The 16,037-nt window shown below is 61.8% G+C and carries 15 protein-coding genes; 2 read left to right on the top strand and 13 right to left on the bottom strand.

Annotation, left to right across the window (positions count from 1 at the left end):
• Nucleotides 1–213: 213 nt before the first annotated feature.
• The 10 genes from HMPREF1531_RS06520 to dacB form a co-directional block, all read right to left on the bottom strand.
• Nucleotides 214–2,742 (bottom strand): ATP-dependent Clp protease ATP-binding subunit, encoded by a 2,529-nt coding sequence (locus tag HMPREF1531_RS06520; protein ID WP_016669139.1) that lies wholly within the window; start codon nt 2,740–2,742, stop codon nt 214–216.
• A gap of 178 nt (nt 2,743–2,920) precedes the next feature.
• On the bottom strand, nt 2,921–3,247 hold the full coding sequence (locus HMPREF1531_RS06515) for a histone-like nucleoid-structuring protein Lsr2 (RefSeq protein ID WP_016669138.1): 327 nt from the start codon (nt 3,245–3,247) through the stop codon (nt 2,921–2,923).
• 50 nt (nt 3,248–3,297) lie between these two features.
• Nucleotides 3,298–3,867, bottom strand: coding sequence for a 2-amino-4-hydroxy-6-hydroxymethyldihydropteridine diphosphokinase (gene folK, locus HMPREF1531_RS06510; RefSeq protein ID WP_016669137.1), 570 nt, complete (start codon nt 3,865–3,867; stop codon nt 3,298–3,300).
• Nucleotides 3,860–4,225, bottom strand: a complete 366-nt coding sequence (folB, locus tag HMPREF1531_RS06505) for a dihydroneopterin aldolase (RefSeq protein ID WP_016669136.1) — start codon at nt 4,223–4,225, stop codon at nt 3,860–3,862. Before folB ends, folK begins: the two co-directional genes overlap by 8 nt.
• A 332-nt stretch (nt 4,226–4,557) precedes the next feature.
• Nucleotides 4,558–5,367, bottom strand: a complete 810-nt coding sequence (folP, locus tag HMPREF1531_RS06500; RefSeq protein WP_016669135.1) for a dihydropteroate synthase — start codon at nt 5,365–5,367, stop codon at nt 4,558–4,560.
• Nucleotides 5,367–6,002, bottom strand: a complete 636-nt coding sequence (gene folE, locus HMPREF1531_RS06495) for a GTP cyclohydrolase I FolE (RefSeq protein WP_016669134.1) — start codon at nt 6,000–6,002, stop codon at nt 5,367–5,369. Before folE ends, folP begins: the two co-directional genes overlap by 1 nt.
• Nucleotides 6,003–6,047: 45 nt before the next feature.
• Complete coding sequence (locus HMPREF1531_RS06490) at nt 6,048–6,647, bottom strand: hypothetical protein (protein WP_016669133.1); 600 nt, start codon at nt 6,645–6,647, stop codon at nt 6,048–6,050.
• Nucleotides 6,647–7,198: a hypoxanthine phosphoribosyltransferase gene (hpt, locus tag HMPREF1531_RS06485; protein ID WP_016669132.1), complete on the bottom strand. Its 552-nt coding sequence runs from the start codon at nt 7,196–7,198 to the stop codon at nt 6,647–6,649. The genes HMPREF1531_RS06490 and hpt overlap by 1 nt, the downstream gene beginning before the upstream one ends.
• A gap of 816 nt (nt 7,199–8,014) precedes the next feature.
• Complete coding sequence (tilS, locus tag HMPREF1531_RS06475) at nt 8,015–9,001, bottom strand: tRNA lysidine(34) synthetase TilS (protein ID WP_016669130.1); 987 nt, start codon at nt 8,999–9,001, stop codon at nt 8,015–8,017.
• Nucleotides 9,001–10,461: a D-alanyl-D-alanine carboxypeptidase/D-alanyl-D-alanine endopeptidase gene (gene dacB, locus HMPREF1531_RS06470; RefSeq protein ID WP_016669129.1), complete on the bottom strand. Its 1,461-nt coding sequence runs from the start codon at nt 10,459–10,461 to the stop codon at nt 9,001–9,003. The genes tilS and dacB overlap by 1 nt, the downstream gene beginning before the upstream one ends.
• A 114-nt stretch (nt 10,462–10,575) precedes the next feature.
• Here dacB and HMPREF1531_RS06465 point away from each other — a divergent pair, with 114 nt between their 5' ends.
• Nucleotides 10,576–11,076 carry an inorganic diphosphatase gene (locus tag HMPREF1531_RS06465; protein WP_051123408.1) on the top strand — a complete coding sequence of 167 codons (501 nt, stop codon included), beginning with the start codon at nt 10,576–10,578 and terminating at the stop codon, nt 11,074–11,076.
• A gap of 255 nt (nt 11,077–11,331) precedes the next feature.
• Here the strand turns inward: HMPREF1531_RS06465 and HMPREF1531_RS06460 are convergent, their stop codons facing one another.
• From HMPREF1531_RS06460 to HMPREF1531_RS06450, 3 genes are read right to left on the bottom strand one after another with little or no spacing between them, the layout of a single operon-like run.
• The gene (locus HMPREF1531_RS06460) at nt 11,332–11,892 is read right to left on the bottom strand and encodes a NifU family protein (protein WP_016669127.1); all 561 of its coding nucleotides are present in this window, start codon (nt 11,890–11,892) and stop codon (nt 11,332–11,334) included.
• Nucleotide 11,893: 1 nt separating this feature from the next.
• Nucleotides 11,894–13,768 (bottom strand): ferrous iron transporter B, encoded by a 1,875-nt coding sequence (feoB, locus tag HMPREF1531_RS06455; protein ID WP_198011070.1) that lies wholly within the window; start codon nt 13,766–13,768, stop codon nt 11,894–11,896.
• Nucleotides 13,769–13,827: 59 nt separating this feature from the next.
• The gene (locus HMPREF1531_RS06450) at nt 13,828–14,142 is read right to left on the bottom strand and encodes a FeoA family protein (protein ID WP_016669125.1); all 315 of its coding nucleotides are present in this window, start codon (nt 14,140–14,142) and stop codon (nt 13,828–13,830) included.
• Nucleotides 14,143–14,403: 261 nt separating this feature from the next.
• On the opposite strand from HMPREF1531_RS06450, the gene HMPREF1531_RS06445 reads away from it, so the two are divergent.
• The gene (locus tag HMPREF1531_RS06445) at nt 14,404–16,005 is read left to right on the top strand and encodes an FTR1 family iron permease (RefSeq protein ID WP_156860204.1); all 1,602 of its coding nucleotides are present in this window, start codon (nt 14,404–14,406) and stop codon (nt 16,003–16,005) included.
• Nucleotides 16,006–16,037: the final 32 nt, after the last annotated feature.

Genomic DNA, 16,037 nt, shown 5'->3' with positions numbered 1-16,037 from the left:
CGGCGCACGCCAGGGCGAAAACGAATACATGTGCGTATTCAATCCGGGTGTGGTTCTACACTCGTTTTGAGCGCATTGCTGTGCTCCCCCTGGCTAACCACGCTGGCGGAGCGCAGAATGCCGCCCCTCGCGGTTCGGCAGCAGATGAGAACAATGCGACCGTTGGGTGCCAGGAAGAGCACCCAACGGTCGCATTGCCCACAAAAAGAGTCCTCAGCTCTCCGGATCGCCGCCCATCGCCACTGCGGCGGTCTCCGGAGCGCTCACCTTAGGAGTACCTACGAAGGTGAAGGCCTCGGTGGAAACCTCGTCAGCACCCGGCACGGCATCCACGACGACGATCGTTCCGGCACCCAGCTCACCGAACAGGATCTGCTCGGCGATCTGGTCCTCAATGTCGCGCTGGATAGCCCGGCGCAGCGGACGAGCGCCCAGCACCGGATCGAAGCCGCGCTTGGCGATGAGTTCGCGAGCAGCCGGGGTGAGCTCAATACCCATATCGCGATCACTCAGGCGGGCCTCGATCTCGGCGACCATCAGGTCGACAATCCGCTGGATGTCGGCCTCGGTGAGGGTATGGAAGACGATAGTCTCGTCGACGCGATTCAGGAATTCCGGGCGGAAATGCTGCTTGAGTTCCTCGTTCACCTTCGCCTTCATCGACTCGTAGCTGCTCTGCGAGTCACCGGCACGGGAGAAGCCGAGTCCCACACCCTTCGAAATGTCGCGCGAACCGAGGTTCGTGGTCATCACGATAACGGTGTTCTTGAAATCGACCACACGCCCTTGGGCATCGGTGAGACGGCCCTCGTCGAGGATCTGCAACAGCGAGTTGAAGATGTCCGGGTGGGCTTTCTCGATCTCGTCGAAAAGAATCACCGAGAACGGTTTGCGACGCACTTTCTCGGTAAGCTGCCCGCCCTCCTCGTAACCAACATAGCCAGGAGGCGAACCAAACATCCGGGACGCGGTGTGCTTTTCGGAGTACTCGGACATGTCCAAGGTGATCAAGGCATCCTCGTCGCCGAACAGGAACTCGGCAAGAGCCTTGGTGAGTTCGGTCTTGCCGACGCCCGAAGGCCCGGCAAAAATGAACGAGCCCGAGGGGCGCTTGGGATCCTTCAGCCCAGCACGAGTACGACGGATAGAGCGGGCCAAAGCCTTAACCGCGTCGACCTGGCCGACGTAACGCTTGGCGATCTCCTCCTCCATACGCAGCAGCCGCGAGGACTCCTCCTCGGTGAGCTGGGTAACCGGAACACCGGTGGATGCGGCCAGAACCTCGGCGATCTGCTGTTCACCGATCATCGCCGGGGAATCCTCGTCACCCTCCTTCCAGGAACGCTCACGATCGGCTCGCTGGGTCATCAGTTGCTTCTCGGTGTCGCGCAGTGATGCGGCCCGCTCGAAGTCCTGTGCGTCGATCGCGGCCTCCTTCTCAGTGCGCACCGAGGCGATTTTCTCATCGAATTCCCGGAGATCCGGCGGAGCAGTCATCCGCTGGATACGCATCCGGGCACCCGCCTCATCGATCAGATCAATTGCCTTATCAGGAAGGAAACGATCTTGAATGTAACGAGCAGCCATGTTCGCCGCCGCGGACAGCGCCTCGTCGGTGATGGTCACCCGGTGATGTGCCTCGTAACGATCACGCAGCCCCTTGAGAATATCGATGGCCATCGCGATCGATGGCTCAGCCACCTGGATCGGCTGGAAGCGACGCTCCAGCGCAGCATCCTTCTCAATGTACTTGCGATATTCGTCGAGAGTGGTTGCACCGATGGTCTGCAACTCGCCCCGGGCGAGCATCGGCTTGAGGATTGAGGCCGCGTCGATGGCCCCCTCGGCGGCACCCGCACCGACCAAGGTATGAATCTCGTCAATGAATAACATGACGTCGCCACGAGTCTTGATCTCCTTGAGTACCTTCTTCAGGCGCTCCTCGAAATCGCCGCGATACCGGGAACCGGCCACCAAAGAACCCAGGTCAAGGGTGTAAATCTGCTTGTCGCGGAGGGTCTCGGGGACATCGCCACGGACGATCTGCTGGGCCAGGCCCTCGACGATGGCGGTCTTGCCAACGCCAGGCTCACCGATCAGCACCGGGTTGTTCTTAGTACGGCGCGACAGCACCGTCATCACTCGCTCGATCTCCTTGACCCGGCCGATAACGGGATCAAGCTTCTTCTCACGGGCGGCCTGGGTGAGATTGCGACCAAACTGGTCGAGCACGGTCTGGTTGCCGCGACCCGAGGACTCTTGCTGCTCGGGGGCACCGGAAGTGACCGGCTGGCCTTCCCCGCCCTGGTAGCCACTGAGCAGTTGAAGGACGGTATTACGCACCCGGTTGAGGTCGGCACCAAGCTTGATCAGCACATCGGCTGCCACGCCCTCCCCCTCACGGATGAGCCCAAGCAGGATGTGCTCGGTGCCTATGTAGGAGTGGTTCATCTGGAGAGCTTCACGCAGCGACAGCTCCAGGACCTTCTTGGCCCGTGGGGTGAAGGGGATGTGGCCAGTGGGCTGGTTCTGGCCGTGGCCAATGACCTCTTCGACCTGGGATCGCACGGCCTCCAAGGAGATACCCATCTGCTCCAGGGCCTTCGCCGCGACACCCTCCCCCTCATGGATGAGCCCAAGCAGCAGGTGCTCGGTGCCTATGTAGTTGTGGTTGAGCATCTTGGCTTCGTCCTGGGCCAGGACGACCACCCGACGCGCACGATCAGTGAAACGCTCGAACATTCGACTCCTAAGACTGGTCGTTACCGACCCGGGGTGACGCACCTCGTCGAGGGCGCCGTTCATAGTCTACAAACCTCACACGAAACGACGTTGTTCCCGGTTTCGCCGAGAGCAACAGGGGTCCGGCCGACGAGATGTCGGCCGGACCCCTACCCTCAACAGTTACCGGTTGACCAGATCAGGCATTGGCTTTCGCATAAGCCTCGCGGACCTTCGCTGAAACCCGCCCGCGGCTGCTCACCTCATAGCCGTTGGCCTGGGCCCAGTTGCGAATCTCGGTGGCGCTGGGACCGGCAACCCCACTGCGACGCATCCGGCGACGGGCCGAACCGGCAAGGCGACGAGCAACACCGATGTAGGGGGCCAGGGCCTCACGAAGTTCCACGGCATTCGCCTCGGACAGGTCGATTTCATAGGAAACTCCGTCGAGACTGAATTGCACCTTCTCCGATGCATCCGATCCGTCAAGGTCATCGACATAGGTTACGACCACACGCTCCGCCATTGTTCCTCCACACATAGAGACGACTTCTTTGGCCTAATTCTGGACATGATTCAGCCAATGTTCAAGTCGGTTCCTAAAATTGACACATCTTCGAGCTGTTCCACCGTTGTCGTGTCAAGCGAGGTCACCAGTTCGGCAACCGGACCTTGGGGAAGAACTGCTCGTGGCTCCAGGTCCAGCCACGGAACCAGCACGAAAGCACGAAGATGTGCTCGCGGATGCGGCAACCGTAATTCCTCGGTGTCACTGGTGCGGGAACCAACGACAATCAGGTCGATGTCCAAGGTTCGCGGACCATAGGGGTTCTGGGGGTCTCGTTCCCGGCCATAGGCTTCCTCGATGGCCGCACAACGATCAAGTAACGTCAATGGTTCCAGAGTTGACTCGGCGATGACCACAATGTTCAGGAAATCAGGCTGTTCTACCCCACCCCAAGGGGTGGTCCGGTAGACCGGGGAGATGCCGACGAGGATGAGATTGGGGGTCTCGGCAAGGTTGTCAACGGCCGCCTGCAAGATCTCAAGACTGTCACCCAAGTTGGATCCCAGCGAGAAAACGACCCGGTTCAAGGGCCGCAGATTGCCCAAGGTGTCTGCGTCAACGGAGAATAACTCACTCACGAGAGGCTCCCTCCACACTCACTGAGACGTCGGAGAATTGGACGCCGATCGGTGCTTCGGGTTTGTGCACGGTCACCTCCACGCGCCGAATGCGAGGATAGGTCGCGAGCCGGTCCGCAATGGTCATCGCCAAGGTTTCGATGAGATTGACTGGTTGACCAGCCACGATCCCTGCGACGATGCCTGCCACCGCGGAATAGTCCACAGTTTGGGATATGTCATCGCTGGACGGAACCAAGATCTCGAGCAGCACGTCCACGACGAAGGTCTGCCCATCGCGACGCTCGAAATCGAGGATCCCGTGGTGACCGTACACGCTCAGACCACGGAGCCGAATTGTTCCGATACGTTCGTCCATGGGGGAAGATTACGTGTACCCGGCGCTGAACGAACCGGGGTCAGAAACCAGAACTCCCCACCCCAACCCTGAAAAACCCCTGACCAATGCCTCGGGCTTCTCCGAAAACCCGGCACCCACTACCTTGCCAATGGCTCCATTGATACGGAATCCCGGTTACCGGGCCCTACGTGACCTACCATCCCTGCCGTATGAATGAACCGGGAGTGAAGTCAACAGGAATAGGCAGTGCCGGATGGCTGCAGACCAGAGCACTCCAGTTGACTGATCCATCCCCGTCCATGAATGTTCCCGGGTTACGGAAACCGAAGGTCACCGGGATTGGTTGCGATTCAGACAGGCAGCGCCATCGGATCATCAACGGCCATCGCCACGGCCAATGCATCGCGTTGAGCTAGCACATCGTGGGCACGCACCGCCCACACCCCCTGCCGGGCGCACAGCACCGACACTGCGGCGGTGGCGACGTCGCGTCCATCGGGGGCACGTCCGCCGAGCACGGCCCCCAGGAAACGTTTCCGGGAAGCGCCGACGAGCACCCGGTGCCCGGTAGCAACGAACCGGTGGAGGCTACCGACCAAAGTCCAGTCGTGCACGGCTTTTTTGGCGAATCCCAGCCCTGGGTCAATGATGATCCGCTCAGGTGCTATGCCTGCTGCGACGGCGGCTTCCACCCGGCCCATGGTCTCGGTGAGCACTTCGGTAACCACATCAGCGTAGGACGCGAAATTGTCCATCACCGCACCATGTCCGCGCCAGTGCTGGCAGACGTAGTCCACGCCTGCGTCGGCGACCATCCGCAGCATTCCGGAATCGCCCAGCCCCCCGGAGACGTCATTGATGATCTGCGCTCCGGCGGCGATCGTCGCCCCAGCGATTTCGGCCCGCATGGTATCCACCGAGACAACGACCTCAGCAGAAAGCGCTTCGACAACGGGAAGCACTCTGGCAAGTTCCTCCTTGGCGTCGGGCCTAACAGCACCCGGGCGCGTCGATTCCCCGCCGATATCAATGATGTCAGCGCCCTGAGCCACCAACTCCAGGCCATGGGCGATCGCTTGTTCGGTGCTGGCCCAGCGTCCCCCGTCTGAGAAGGAGTCAGGGGTGACGTTGAGTACCCCCATCACCAATGGGCGCTCCATCAGCCTCTCCCCTCAATGAGACTCATCGCCTCAGCTCTGGTGGCCGGGTCGCGCAACATGCCGCGCACTGCGGATGTGATGGTCCGGGACCCAGGTTTGCGGACCCCGCGGATGGTCATGCACATGTGCTCGCAGCCAACGACCACCAGCACCCCGCGCACTCCGAGGTGGTTGACTAGAGCATCGGCCACCTGGGTGGTGAGTCGTTCCTGCACCTGGGGGCGCCGAGCATGCAGGTCGACGAGCCGGGCGATCTTCGACAACCCGGGCACCCGGCCGTTGGCCGGTGGGATATAGGCCACATGGGCCACCCCGTGAAAGGGCAGCAGGTGATGCTCGCAGACCGAGTGGATCTCAATGCCGGAGACGATAACCATCTCGTCGTGAGAGACGTCGAAGGTAGTGGACAACAGTTCTGCCGAATCCTTGCCGATACCGCTGAATAGTTCCGCGCAGGCCCGCGCCACCCTAGCGGGGGTTTCCAGCAGCCCGTCACGATCCGGGTCCTCACCGATGCCGATGAGGATCTCCCGCACCGCTGCCTCAATGCGTGCCGGGTCGTAGCCCACCGGGGCCTCCTCCAGTACCCGGGAGCATCGCGGCATCGATAGCTCGTCTCGTGGGGTGTCACTCATCGGTTACCTCCATGAGTTCATCGGATTCGACAGGAGAATCAAGGTTCAAGGGGCAACCAAGCATTGCGCCATCGCCTGGTCAGCGACCTGTTCAGGCACGATCACGGCGACATCAGTGCTCCGGCAAGCCTCGGCAGACTGCCCGGGGATGATCTCGTCGACACGCACCACCGCGGCCGGATCCGAGCATCCCACATGCCGGTAGCCGGTGACCGGGTCGTGGGCGTAGCAACTGGCGGCAGACAGCAACGGCACCAGGCAGGCCACCGCACCATTGCGGCCGAAAGCCCTGACCACATAGCCGATCGCGTCGGCCGGGCATTGGTCCACAGAAGTCGGCATGGCAGTCACCACCATCCGGTCGGCATTGCTCCGGCAGTTAACCAGATAATGGTCGGCGGCAATCCATTGCCCGGTGTTGCCCGATGCCCCGGAATCCGCCACCAACTGCACGCACTCGCCCACCTGCAATGAACCGACCGAGCCGAGATCAGAGCGCACGACTTGGGAGACACTCACCACCACGGCCAGCATCCCAGCACCCCACAGCCACCCCCACCGACGAGATCGAGGCCGTGGTTGCGATGATGTGGCAGCTAGATCGCTTCCTGCGAAGTGGGCGCCGCTCAGGTGGCCGTCGTCCATCAGCTGTACACATGGGGGGCCAAGGTGGCCACATCACGCAGGTTGCGGTAGCGCCCGGAATAATCCAAGCCGTAGCCGACGACGAATTCATTGGGGATGTCGAAGCCGACGTATTTCAGGTTGACCGGGCAGGTCATGGCGTCGGGTTTACGGAACATCGTCATCACTTCCAAAGATGCGGGCTCCCGGTTGCGTAGATTCTTCACCAGGTAGGACAGGGTGAGCCCGGTGTCCACGATGTCCTCGGCGATGAGCACATGACGACCGGAGATATCGGTGGTGAGATCCTTCAGGATGCGCACTACACCGGAACTACGAGTACCCGATCCATAGGAGGAAACGGCCATCCAGTCCACCTCGCAGTGACTGGTCATCGCCCGCGTGAGGTCGGAAACGGTCATCATCGCGCCGTTCAGCACTCCGACGATCAGCGGCTCACGGCCCTCATAGTCGGCATCAATCTGCGCCGCCACCTCCGCGATGCGCGTCAGCACCTGTTGTTCGGTGTGAAGAACGCGGTCGAGATCCGATGCAATGTCAACTGCAATCACGATGCAAGTCTAGCTCCGGTCTTTCACCATGAGTATTGTGGTGGTCATGGTGTTGATGTGAAAAATGTTCCTGACCCAGGGAAATGGTTCTTGTCAGCTGCTGGCCGCATCGACATCGCTAAGACTGCTCTCATCCAACTCCCCAAAGCGACGCAACGCTCCACCCACCACGATGCAAGCAGACTGACACAAGATAGAGCCGTTCACAGCCGAGACGCCTCTCAGTAGAACCCTTGGTCAGTCGCTATTTGATGGTGACTATGAACGGTCCTCCAGAGACCCACCGCTACCACCACGCATCGCGACAGTTGCCATACCTCGATGCAAAAATCGACACCACAGTTCCACCAAACCCCATCAAGACCACCTCGGAAGACTCAAGGCTGAATGTAGTTGCGACGATCTCGTGATGCTTCGAAAAATCTCGGCCGAGATTGGTGTTCTAGATACGGCGTGGAGCACTGGGGCGAAGGCTGCCGCCTGGGTAATTTTCTTCCTGCTGAGCGTTTCTGCTGTGCCAGGAGACTGTTCCGATTTGGCGACGTCCTGGTTCTCTTGTCGCATGCCGACGAGTGCGTCAAGGACGAGGAGTAGATCGGTGTCAGGGGATGCGAGGAAGACCAGGCCAATGCCGGGTTGGATGGCTTTGCGGGAGCATGCTGGAGCCACCAGGTATCAATGCCTTGGCGAACTGTTTGGAGTGGATGAGACCATCATGTTCATGCCCGCGGCGGTCGAAGACGCTGAACTCCTCGGAGAGCGAAAATCCTCGACGCAAGACGAGCCCCACCAAGACCACCCATCGAAAGGGAGAGGCTAGAACCTTCCCTGGTCACCACTGCTTCGAGCAGACCGTTCGAGGACAAGTGTGCCACCGCGTCGCACCACGCACAGTCCACCAGGCAGATCGATCCCCTTCTGTCCATGCCAGTCGTCGATCAGGCTGCGCACCGCCCTCAGATGAGTGAATCCCGGCTCGACGACCCCGCCCTGTCGTAGCCAGCCGAGTAGCACCCGTCCGGACAGCGCATCGGGGGCCTTGGCCAGCACTTCGACGTCCACCCCAGCCTCGCCCACCGCCTGCCCGGCAAGTTCACGGGCCAGATGATCAAGCAGGTCCGCATCGGCCCTGGCCAAGGTGGCGGTGCGGGCCAGAGCCTCCGGTATGCCGGGCCCGAGGTACTCGTCGAGCAGGGGAAGCACGCTGCGCCGCACCCGCACCCGGGTGAAATCCTCCACCAGATTCTGCGGATCGGCCCACGTCTCGATTCCCCAGCCCACGCAGGCATGCACCGTGGTTGCCCGGTGCAGACCGAGCAATGGGCGACGCAGTTCCACCCCATCGCGGACGCTGATTGGGGCCATTCCGGCCAAGGAGCGCACCCCCGATCCCCTGGCCAGCCCGAGCAGGACGGTTTCTGCCTGGTCGTCCAGGGTGTGTCCTAGCAAAACCGGGTCACCTTGCGCGAGTTGCGCCAGCCCCCGGTGCCTGGCCTGGCGAGCCGCGGCCTCCAACGACGGGCCCTCACCCACCTCAACCCGAAGCACTTGGCAGCTGAGCCCCCGCCCGCTCAGTCGGGCAGCAGCTTGGGCCGCAACGACATCAGAGCCATCCTGCAACCCGTGGTCGATGATCCCGGCCCGGATCCGGACCCCAGCCCGCTCGGCGACGTAGGCAGCGGCCAAGGCCAAGGCGGTGGAATCCGGACCGCCGGAACAGGCAACGAGTACCTGCCGGTCGACGAAGGCTCGGACGGCCTGGACGACAGCCAGCTGGGCAGGAGTCAGCTCACGACGAGCCATCAGGCGCTACACCTGCACTCGGCAAGCTTCGCCGCGACGTGGTCGAACCAGCCACGCACGTCCACATCGGATGGCAGTTCGTTGCCCATCAGGGCAAAGGCCACCAAGGATCCATCGGAAGTCGGGGTATAACCGGCGAGAGCGGACACCGAGTTCAAGGTGCCGGTTTTTGCCCTCACCTGCCCGCAGGCCGGGCGAGCGACGTCGGCGGCGAAGCGGTCAGCCAAGGTCCCGGTGGCGCAGCCTACCGGCAACCCGACCAGCAGCGATGACAGCCTGGGTTCCCTGGCCCCCTTCTGCAGGGCAGAAACCAACGAGGACGGGGTGAGCCGGTTGTTCATCGACAGACCCGACCCGTCAACAATGGCCATCCCTGACTGCCACAAGCCCATCTTCTCCAGTTCAGCGGTGAGGGCTGCCGCCCCGCCACTGAAGGAGGCCTGCTGACCGGATGCGATGGCGAGCTGGCGCAGCAGCATCTCGGCGATGAAATTATCGGAGTGGGTGAGGCATTCACGCACCATGGCAGCAACCGGAGCCGAAGAGGTCTCGGCGACTACTTCCCCACCGGAGGAAATGACCGGACCCTGCTCGGCGACGATGAATCCCTGGCTGCGCAACCGCTCGGCGAAGATCCGGGCTGTTTCGGCGCTCGGGGAGGAGGTATCGCGGGTGGTAGCGGCCCCATCGACGACCAGGGCGGAGACTGGCGCAGCATAGGTGCGGTCCTCGGTTGCCCAATCGGGATGCCACACCGCCCCGGCGAATAGGGAGTCATCGAAGCCGAGGCGAATCTCCCCGCCCTGTTCGGCAGCTACCCGCATCGTCGGTTCGGCCAGAGCCTCAAGGGTGGCAGTGGTGACATCCTTCGCATAGGGATGCGAGGTGGTGGTGGAGCCGAGCAGCGGGTCGCCACCACCAACCAATACGAAACTACCGTCGGGATTGCGCACCACCTTGGTGGTGAATCTGTGGCTGGGGCCCAGGGCATTGAGCACGGCCACCGAGGTCATCACCTTCAGCGAGGATGCGGGGATCATCGGGGTCCTGCCCCCCATGTCAATGCTCACACCGTCACCATCGAGGGAGGCCAGAGCCGCGGCGTATGTGCCTGGAGCCTGCCCCTGTGCGGATGCGACGGCTGCCTGCACCGCCGCGCCATCAACTGGTAAAGGAGTCCGTTCTGCCGGTGCGCCCACAGGCCCGCTGCCATGGCCTGTTCCCGGCTGAAGCTGTTGCACCGCGCCTGACGTAGGGGTGGGACTGCCGCCGCTGACCCGCCAGCCAAGTGCACTGGCTCCCGGACCGGCAAGCACTGCGATAAGGGCAGTCAACGCTCCGAGCACTCCACAAAACACCGTCCAGCCAACCACTCCCGACCGCTTCGGTTCCCGCTCGGAACCAGTATTCGGGGTCGGCGAATCACCCTGTTGGATCGAGTTAATCTGCTCCCGACTCACATCTCCCCCGCATCAACGGTTAACCTGTACCCAAGACACATCTTAAGGACGGTTCAGGTGATCGAAGATTTTCGCAAGGTCAACGTCGACCCGCGGGTTGGCATCACGTTCGACATGACGGTGGAGATCCCTAGGGGTACGAAGAACAAGTACGAGATGGACCACGACACGGGTCGCATCCGGTTGGACCGCACCCTGTTCACCTCCACCCAGTACCCCTACGACTACGGTTTCATCGAGGGCACCCTCGGTGAGGACGGTGACCCACTGGACGCCATGGTCATCGTCTCCGAGCCCACCTTCCCCGGTTGCCTCATTGAGTGCCGGGCGGTGGCGATGTTCCAGATGCAAGACGAGATGGGCGGTGACGACAAGGTACTGTGCATCCCCACCGCGGATAATCGCCGCAACTACATGGACGATCTTGATTCCCTGCCGCAGTACATGCTGCTGGAGATTGAACACTTCTTTACAGTCTACAAGGACCTGGAGCCCGGCAAATCGGTCGAGGGCGCGACCTGGGTGGGCCGGGAGGCAGCCGAGTCCGAGATCCGTGCCTCCCTGGAGCGCGCGAAGGGCACCTCTTACGAGCACCACATGGTAAATCTGGCCTGATCACCAGGTATCCGCCCACACACCGACATGATGATGCCCGGACTGCCGTAGTCCGGGCATCATCATGCTCAGGTGACGGTAGGAGTCAGCCACGGCAGCGGCTGCCCAGCAGCTTGGCGAGGACATCCCTACAAAATCGCACTCGCCATCAGCTCCCTGATCGGTGGGTGCCCTGGGAGCAGGACACCCACAGGCGCCACGAGGTCTCCCGATACCGGGAACCAGGCCGAGCGTCCCGAGTCACACCACGAGCACTCAGACAGTGGTAGCCCTCCCCCGCAGCCGGAACCTGTTCCAGATGGATTCGTGTTCCTCGTCACTGGCCACATGGATGTGCTCCCCCAGCCGGGAGCGCAGCTCCGATTGAATTCTTCCGTGCATGGTCAGCGTCGCCGCGGCACAGTGCTTGCAGGCCCCACCCATATCGAGGCGCACATGGTCCCCGTCGGTATCCAAGATCCTGATGTCTCCCCCGTGGGAGGCAATGTAGGAGGCCAACGAGGAGTTGAGCACATCATCGGTGACCCTCTCCAGCAAATGGGCATCGGCGGTGAAACCAATCTCACCGACATGATGCTGGACCTCGACGAGCATCTCATGCACCTGCCCGCCGACCTCGGCCCACTCGTCACAGGCGAGGCTCACCCAGACGCTGTGCAGTTCCGCGGTGATGGCTGTGATCCGGCCGCTGGCCAGCCACTCACCCAATGCACCCGGGCATGAGGTAACAGTGCCGACACCGCCCAGTTCCACCCCGACCCACCGGACGGTCAGCGGATCACCGGTGCGCCGGGGATGAATCCGTTCTCCACCCACCTCAGCCGACCAGGGCTCCGACGACGAGCTTCCCGATGAAGGCGGCAATCCACGCCATGGCCGTCATATAGACGAAGGCGATCGCTGGCCACTTCCATGAACCCGATTCGCGTTTCAGCGCGGCGACCGTGGAGGTGCACTGCAAGGCGAAGGCGAAGTAGAGCAACAACCCGGCGATCACCCCAGGGGTGAACAACAGTTCTCCCTCATGAGGTCCGGACAACCATGTCATCTCGGTGAGTTCGGCCTGTGGATCCTCCTCGTCCTCGGCGGCCGTCACCTGGGCCATCGTCGCGACGAAAACCTCACGGGCACCCATCGCTGCGACCAGGCCGACGGTGATCCGCCAGTCGAAGCCCAAAGGCTCGAAGACCGGCTGGATCGCCTTGCCAACACCAGCGGCGATGGAGTTGTCCAACTGGTACTGGGCAACGGCGACCTCGTCGTCGATGTCGACCCCGGCCGCGGTCATCCGGTCTTCAGAGGCCACCGGAAGAGACAGCAGAATCCACAACGCGATCGATAGCGCGAGGATGATGCCACCGACCCGACGCAGGAAGATCCAGCAAGCATCCCACACGCTGCGTCCGACCTCACGCCACGACGGTAGCCGGTAGCTGGGCATCTCCATGTAGAAGGGCAGAGCAGGGCCTTTACCGCGCAGCAGGAATTTGAACACCCACGCTGCGGCCATCGCACCGACAGCACCCAACAAATACATCGCGAACATCACCACGCCTTGGGTGCCGAAGATCCAGATCCTGGATTCGGATGGGATGAGCATCGCGACGAGCAGGGTGTACACCGGAAGCCGTGCCGAGCAGGTCATCAGCGGGGCGGTCATCATCGTGGCGAGCCGATCGCGGGCCGAGGGTAGGGTGCGGGTGGCCATGATGCCAGGCACTGCGCAGGCCAGCGAGGAGAGCATGGCAATGAAGGCGCGGCCCTCCAGTCCGGCCTTCCCCATGAGCCGGTCCATCAAGTAGGCGACCCTCGCCATGTAGCCGGTGGATTCGAATAGACCCAGCAGCAAGAACAACAGGGCAATCTGCGGAATGAACTCAAGCACCCCGCCAACGCCACCGATGATGCCACCGGCCAGCAGTCCAGCAAGCCAGTCGATACCGACATGCTCCGAGACGAGTTCACCGAGCGCCCCGAAACCATCACCAATGAGATCCTGGATGGGGGCCGCGACGGTGAAGATGGTCTGGAAGAACAGGAACATGGCCACCAGGAAAATGATGAAGCCCAGCACCGGGTGCAACAGCACGGCGTCGATCCGCCGGGTACGATCGTCGACGACAGCTGGCTTGTGCTTGGCAGCCTCCAGCACCGAGGCGATCCAACCATTGATCGCCGACGGGGTGATGGGCGGTGTGACCACCGGGCGCGACCAGGAGGCCGGATCGAGCAGTTCCCGTTTCAGGTCCATCACCTGCGCGCCGTGCCCGGCGGTGACCATGAGTACCGGGATGCCGAGAGCCTCAGACAAGGCCGCCGGGTCGATGGAGCCCTGGCGACGAGCGAGTTCGTCGGCAAAGGTGAGCACCGCATAGGTCGGCAGGCCCAGTTGCAGGGCATGGGACAGCAGGCCCAAGGAACGCTGCAGGCTCGTGGCATCAAGGACAACGACTACCCCGTCGGGACGCTCACCGGAATCGAGATCGAGGGTTTCTGCGACGACCTGTTCGTCGGGAGAGATCGGATCGAGGGAATAGGTGCCGGGCAAATCTTCAATGACGACTTCCCGACCGTCGACCTTGGCGGTGCCCACGTATCGGGCAACAGTGACCCCAGGATAGTTGCCGACCTTGGCGTTGAGGCCGGTCAGCGCATTGAACAAAGTGGACTTGCCTGCGTTCGGATTGCCAATGAGCCCGATCCGCACAGCTCCTTCGATGGTGGCGACGGGCGCTTGGTTGTGACAGCAGCTCATGCGACACTCACCATGATCCGCTGGGCTTCGGTGGAACGCAGCAGCAGTTCGGCACCGGAGACGCGGTAGGTGATCGGTCCACCGATCGGGGCCTTGCGTACCATCTCAATGTCGGTGCCGACCCGGAAACCGAGGTCAAACAGCCGACGGCACACCGTCATGTCCTCCTCATTCTGGAAGCCCATGAGCCGGGCGGTCTGCCCACATTTCAGATCTGTCAAAGGGATGATGGTGCAGTTGTCGCAGTCGACGACCTCCACCTGCCGACCGCACAGCCCTGTGACGACCGAGCGCTGATCCATCGCATTCATGGTGGGAAGGTTAGCATTCGCTAACAGTTGCTCGACAGCTTGCCTGACGCGAGGAGAACACCGCCAGGACAAGCCAACCTAACGAACCGATCACGTCAACTCCGCCGACTGGCTTGTAGTCCCCTAGTGCGGCAAGCGATTTTGATCCGTTCTCAGGAAGTAGGAGACCTTGACCACATAGACCAAGTTAAGCCTAAGCTAAACCAGTAAGCTATTTGGTTGGACCACGAGTCCTGACGCAGAGAGATGCCCGTAATGGCGATGCCTCATTCACCGGTCGCTGCCCGCACCTTCGAGGGCACCGGATGGCCACAACGGCTATTGGCCGCGTTGGCCGTCGTCGTTGCCTTGGTGGTCATCCTTCCTACAACCAGTGCGCAGGCTCAGGGGAAGTGGACCGATACGGCCACCGAGCTGATTTCCCAGCTGGGTACTGCCCGGTCTACCTATTCCGATGGTGATGCCGAGGGAGCCGCTCAACAGGTCCGGGAGGTCCGGGCCCGGTACACCTCCTCCGGACTCCAGGCAGCATTGTCAGCAAAATCTGGGTCGGCGGCCAGTGACATCGACCTCGACTTCGCCATGCTCATCAAATCAATCAAAGAATCCGACGACGAGGCGGTGAACAGCAAGATCGACGAGTTGGGCAAACTCCTCGAAAACGCGGGCCACGAACTGGACGGAGGCGCCACCTCGTTGTCCGACCTGCAGGTCTCCCCCGGCAAATGGGGCCAGATCGCTTCGACGATGAACGACCTACTCACTAAGGCAATGGATGCCTACAAGTCGGGAGATGCCGAAGGCGGCAAGAAACTGGTCAATTCCGCCTACTACGACCACTACGAGACCACCGGCTTCGAGAAGGTAACGATGTCACGGGTCTCCGGTGGGCGGGTGGCCACCGTCGAGTTGCAATTCTCCCTGGTGAAACAGGCGATGACCGAAGGCAACGATGACAGGGTCACCTCACTGACCGAAGAACTCCAGGTGATGCTCATCCAGGATGCCAACAACCTGGATGGTTTCGATCCCAGCACCGGCGAGACCTCCGAGGAGACCGGCAGCGTCGCCCTGTTCTTGTCATCTCTGCTGGTGATCCTGCGTGAAGGACTCGAAGCAATCCTCGTTGTGTCCGCGGTCATTGCCTTCCTGGTGAAGGCCGGGCACGGCGCCAGGACCCGGGTGGTATGGCTGGGCGTCAGCTTGGCGCTGCTGTTGTCAGTGGCGCTGGCCCTCGTCTTCCGGTTGGTAGCCGATGCCGCTGGGGCGAACCAGGAACTGTTAGAAGGCATCACTGCCCTGATCGCGGTGGCAATGCTGGTCTGGGTGTCGAACTGGATGCTCGGCAAGTCATCCCAGGCGGCCTGGGACAAATACCTCAAGGACAAGACTGCGGATTCCCTGTCCCGCGGTTCACTGGTTTCGCTGGCCTTCGTTTCCTTCCTGGCCGTGCTGCGCGAGGGGGCCGAGACAATCCTGTTCTACCAACCGATCCTGGCCATGGCGGACAACCGGACCGGGATGGTCTGGGCCGGACTGGTCGTAGGCGCGGTGATCTTGATCGGGGTCTACATCGGAATTCGTTTCTTCGCCCTACGCATCCCGTTGCGTCCCTTCTTCATTGTCACCTCCCTGCTGCTGGCCGCTATGGCGGTCATGTTCACCGGTTCCGGTATCAAGGAATTGCAGGAGGCTGACGTAGTGTCTTCGACCCCGATCGCGGGTCTGCCCACCATCGATCTGCTAAGCATTTATCCGCGGGTCGAGAACCTGATTGCACAAGGCGTGGTGCTGCTCGTCATCTGCGCCCTGTTCTGGCTAGGCCACCGTCGCATGGTGGCCACCACCGATGACGAGCAGTGAACCAGAATGGAAAACCGACAAGGGAGGATTTG

Source organism: Propionibacterium sp. oral taxon 192 str. F0372, from assembly GCF_000413315.1.
In the GTDB taxonomy this organism is placed as follows: Bacteria; Actinomycetota; Actinomycetes; order Propionibacteriales; family Propionibacteriaceae; genus Brooklawnia.
The sequence above is the reverse complement of the archived record's forward strand: the minus strand, read 5'-3'. Positions and strand labels throughout refer to the sequence as shown.

Bases quoted from the DNA above. Each gene is read 5' to 3' on its own strand.
- HMPREF1531_RS06520 (WP_016669139.1), bottom strand. From the start codon at position 2,742: ATGTTCGAGCGTTTCACTGATCGTGCGCGTCGGGTGGTCGTCCTGGCC.
- HMPREF1531_RS06515 (WP_016669138.1), bottom strand. From the start codon at position 3,247: ATGGCGGAGCGTGTGGTCGTAACCTATGTCGATGACCTTGACGGATCG.
- HMPREF1531_RS06465 (WP_051123408.1), top strand. From the start codon at position 10,576: ATGACGGTGGAGATCCCTAGGGGTACGAAGAACAAGTACGAGATGGAC.
- folE (WP_016669134.1), bottom strand. From the start codon at position 6,002: ATGAGTGACACCCCACGAGACGAGCTATCGATGCCGCGATGCTCCCGG.
- tilS (WP_016669130.1), bottom strand. From the start codon at position 9,001: ATGGCTCGTCGTGAGCTGACTCCTGCCCAGCTGGCTGTCGTCCAGGCC.
- HMPREF1531_RS06450 (WP_016669125.1), bottom strand. From the start codon at position 14,142: ATGAATGCGATGGATCAGCGCTCGGTCGTCACAGGGCTGTGCGGTCGG.
- HMPREF1531_RS06490 (WP_016669133.1), bottom strand. From the start codon at position 6,647: ATGGACGACGGCCACCTGAGCGGCGCCCACTTCGCAGGAAGCGATCTA.
- HMPREF1531_RS06445 (WP_156860204.1), top strand. From the start codon at position 14,404: ATGCCTCATTCACCGGTCGCTGCCCGCACCTTCGAGGGCACCGGATGG.
- folP (WP_016669135.1), bottom strand. From the start codon at position 5,367: ATGGAGCGCCCATTGGTGATGGGGGTACTCAACGTCACCCCTGACTCC.
- folB (WP_016669136.1), bottom strand. From the start codon at position 4,225: ATGGACGAACGTATCGGAACAATTCGGCTCCGTGGTCTGAGCGTGTAC.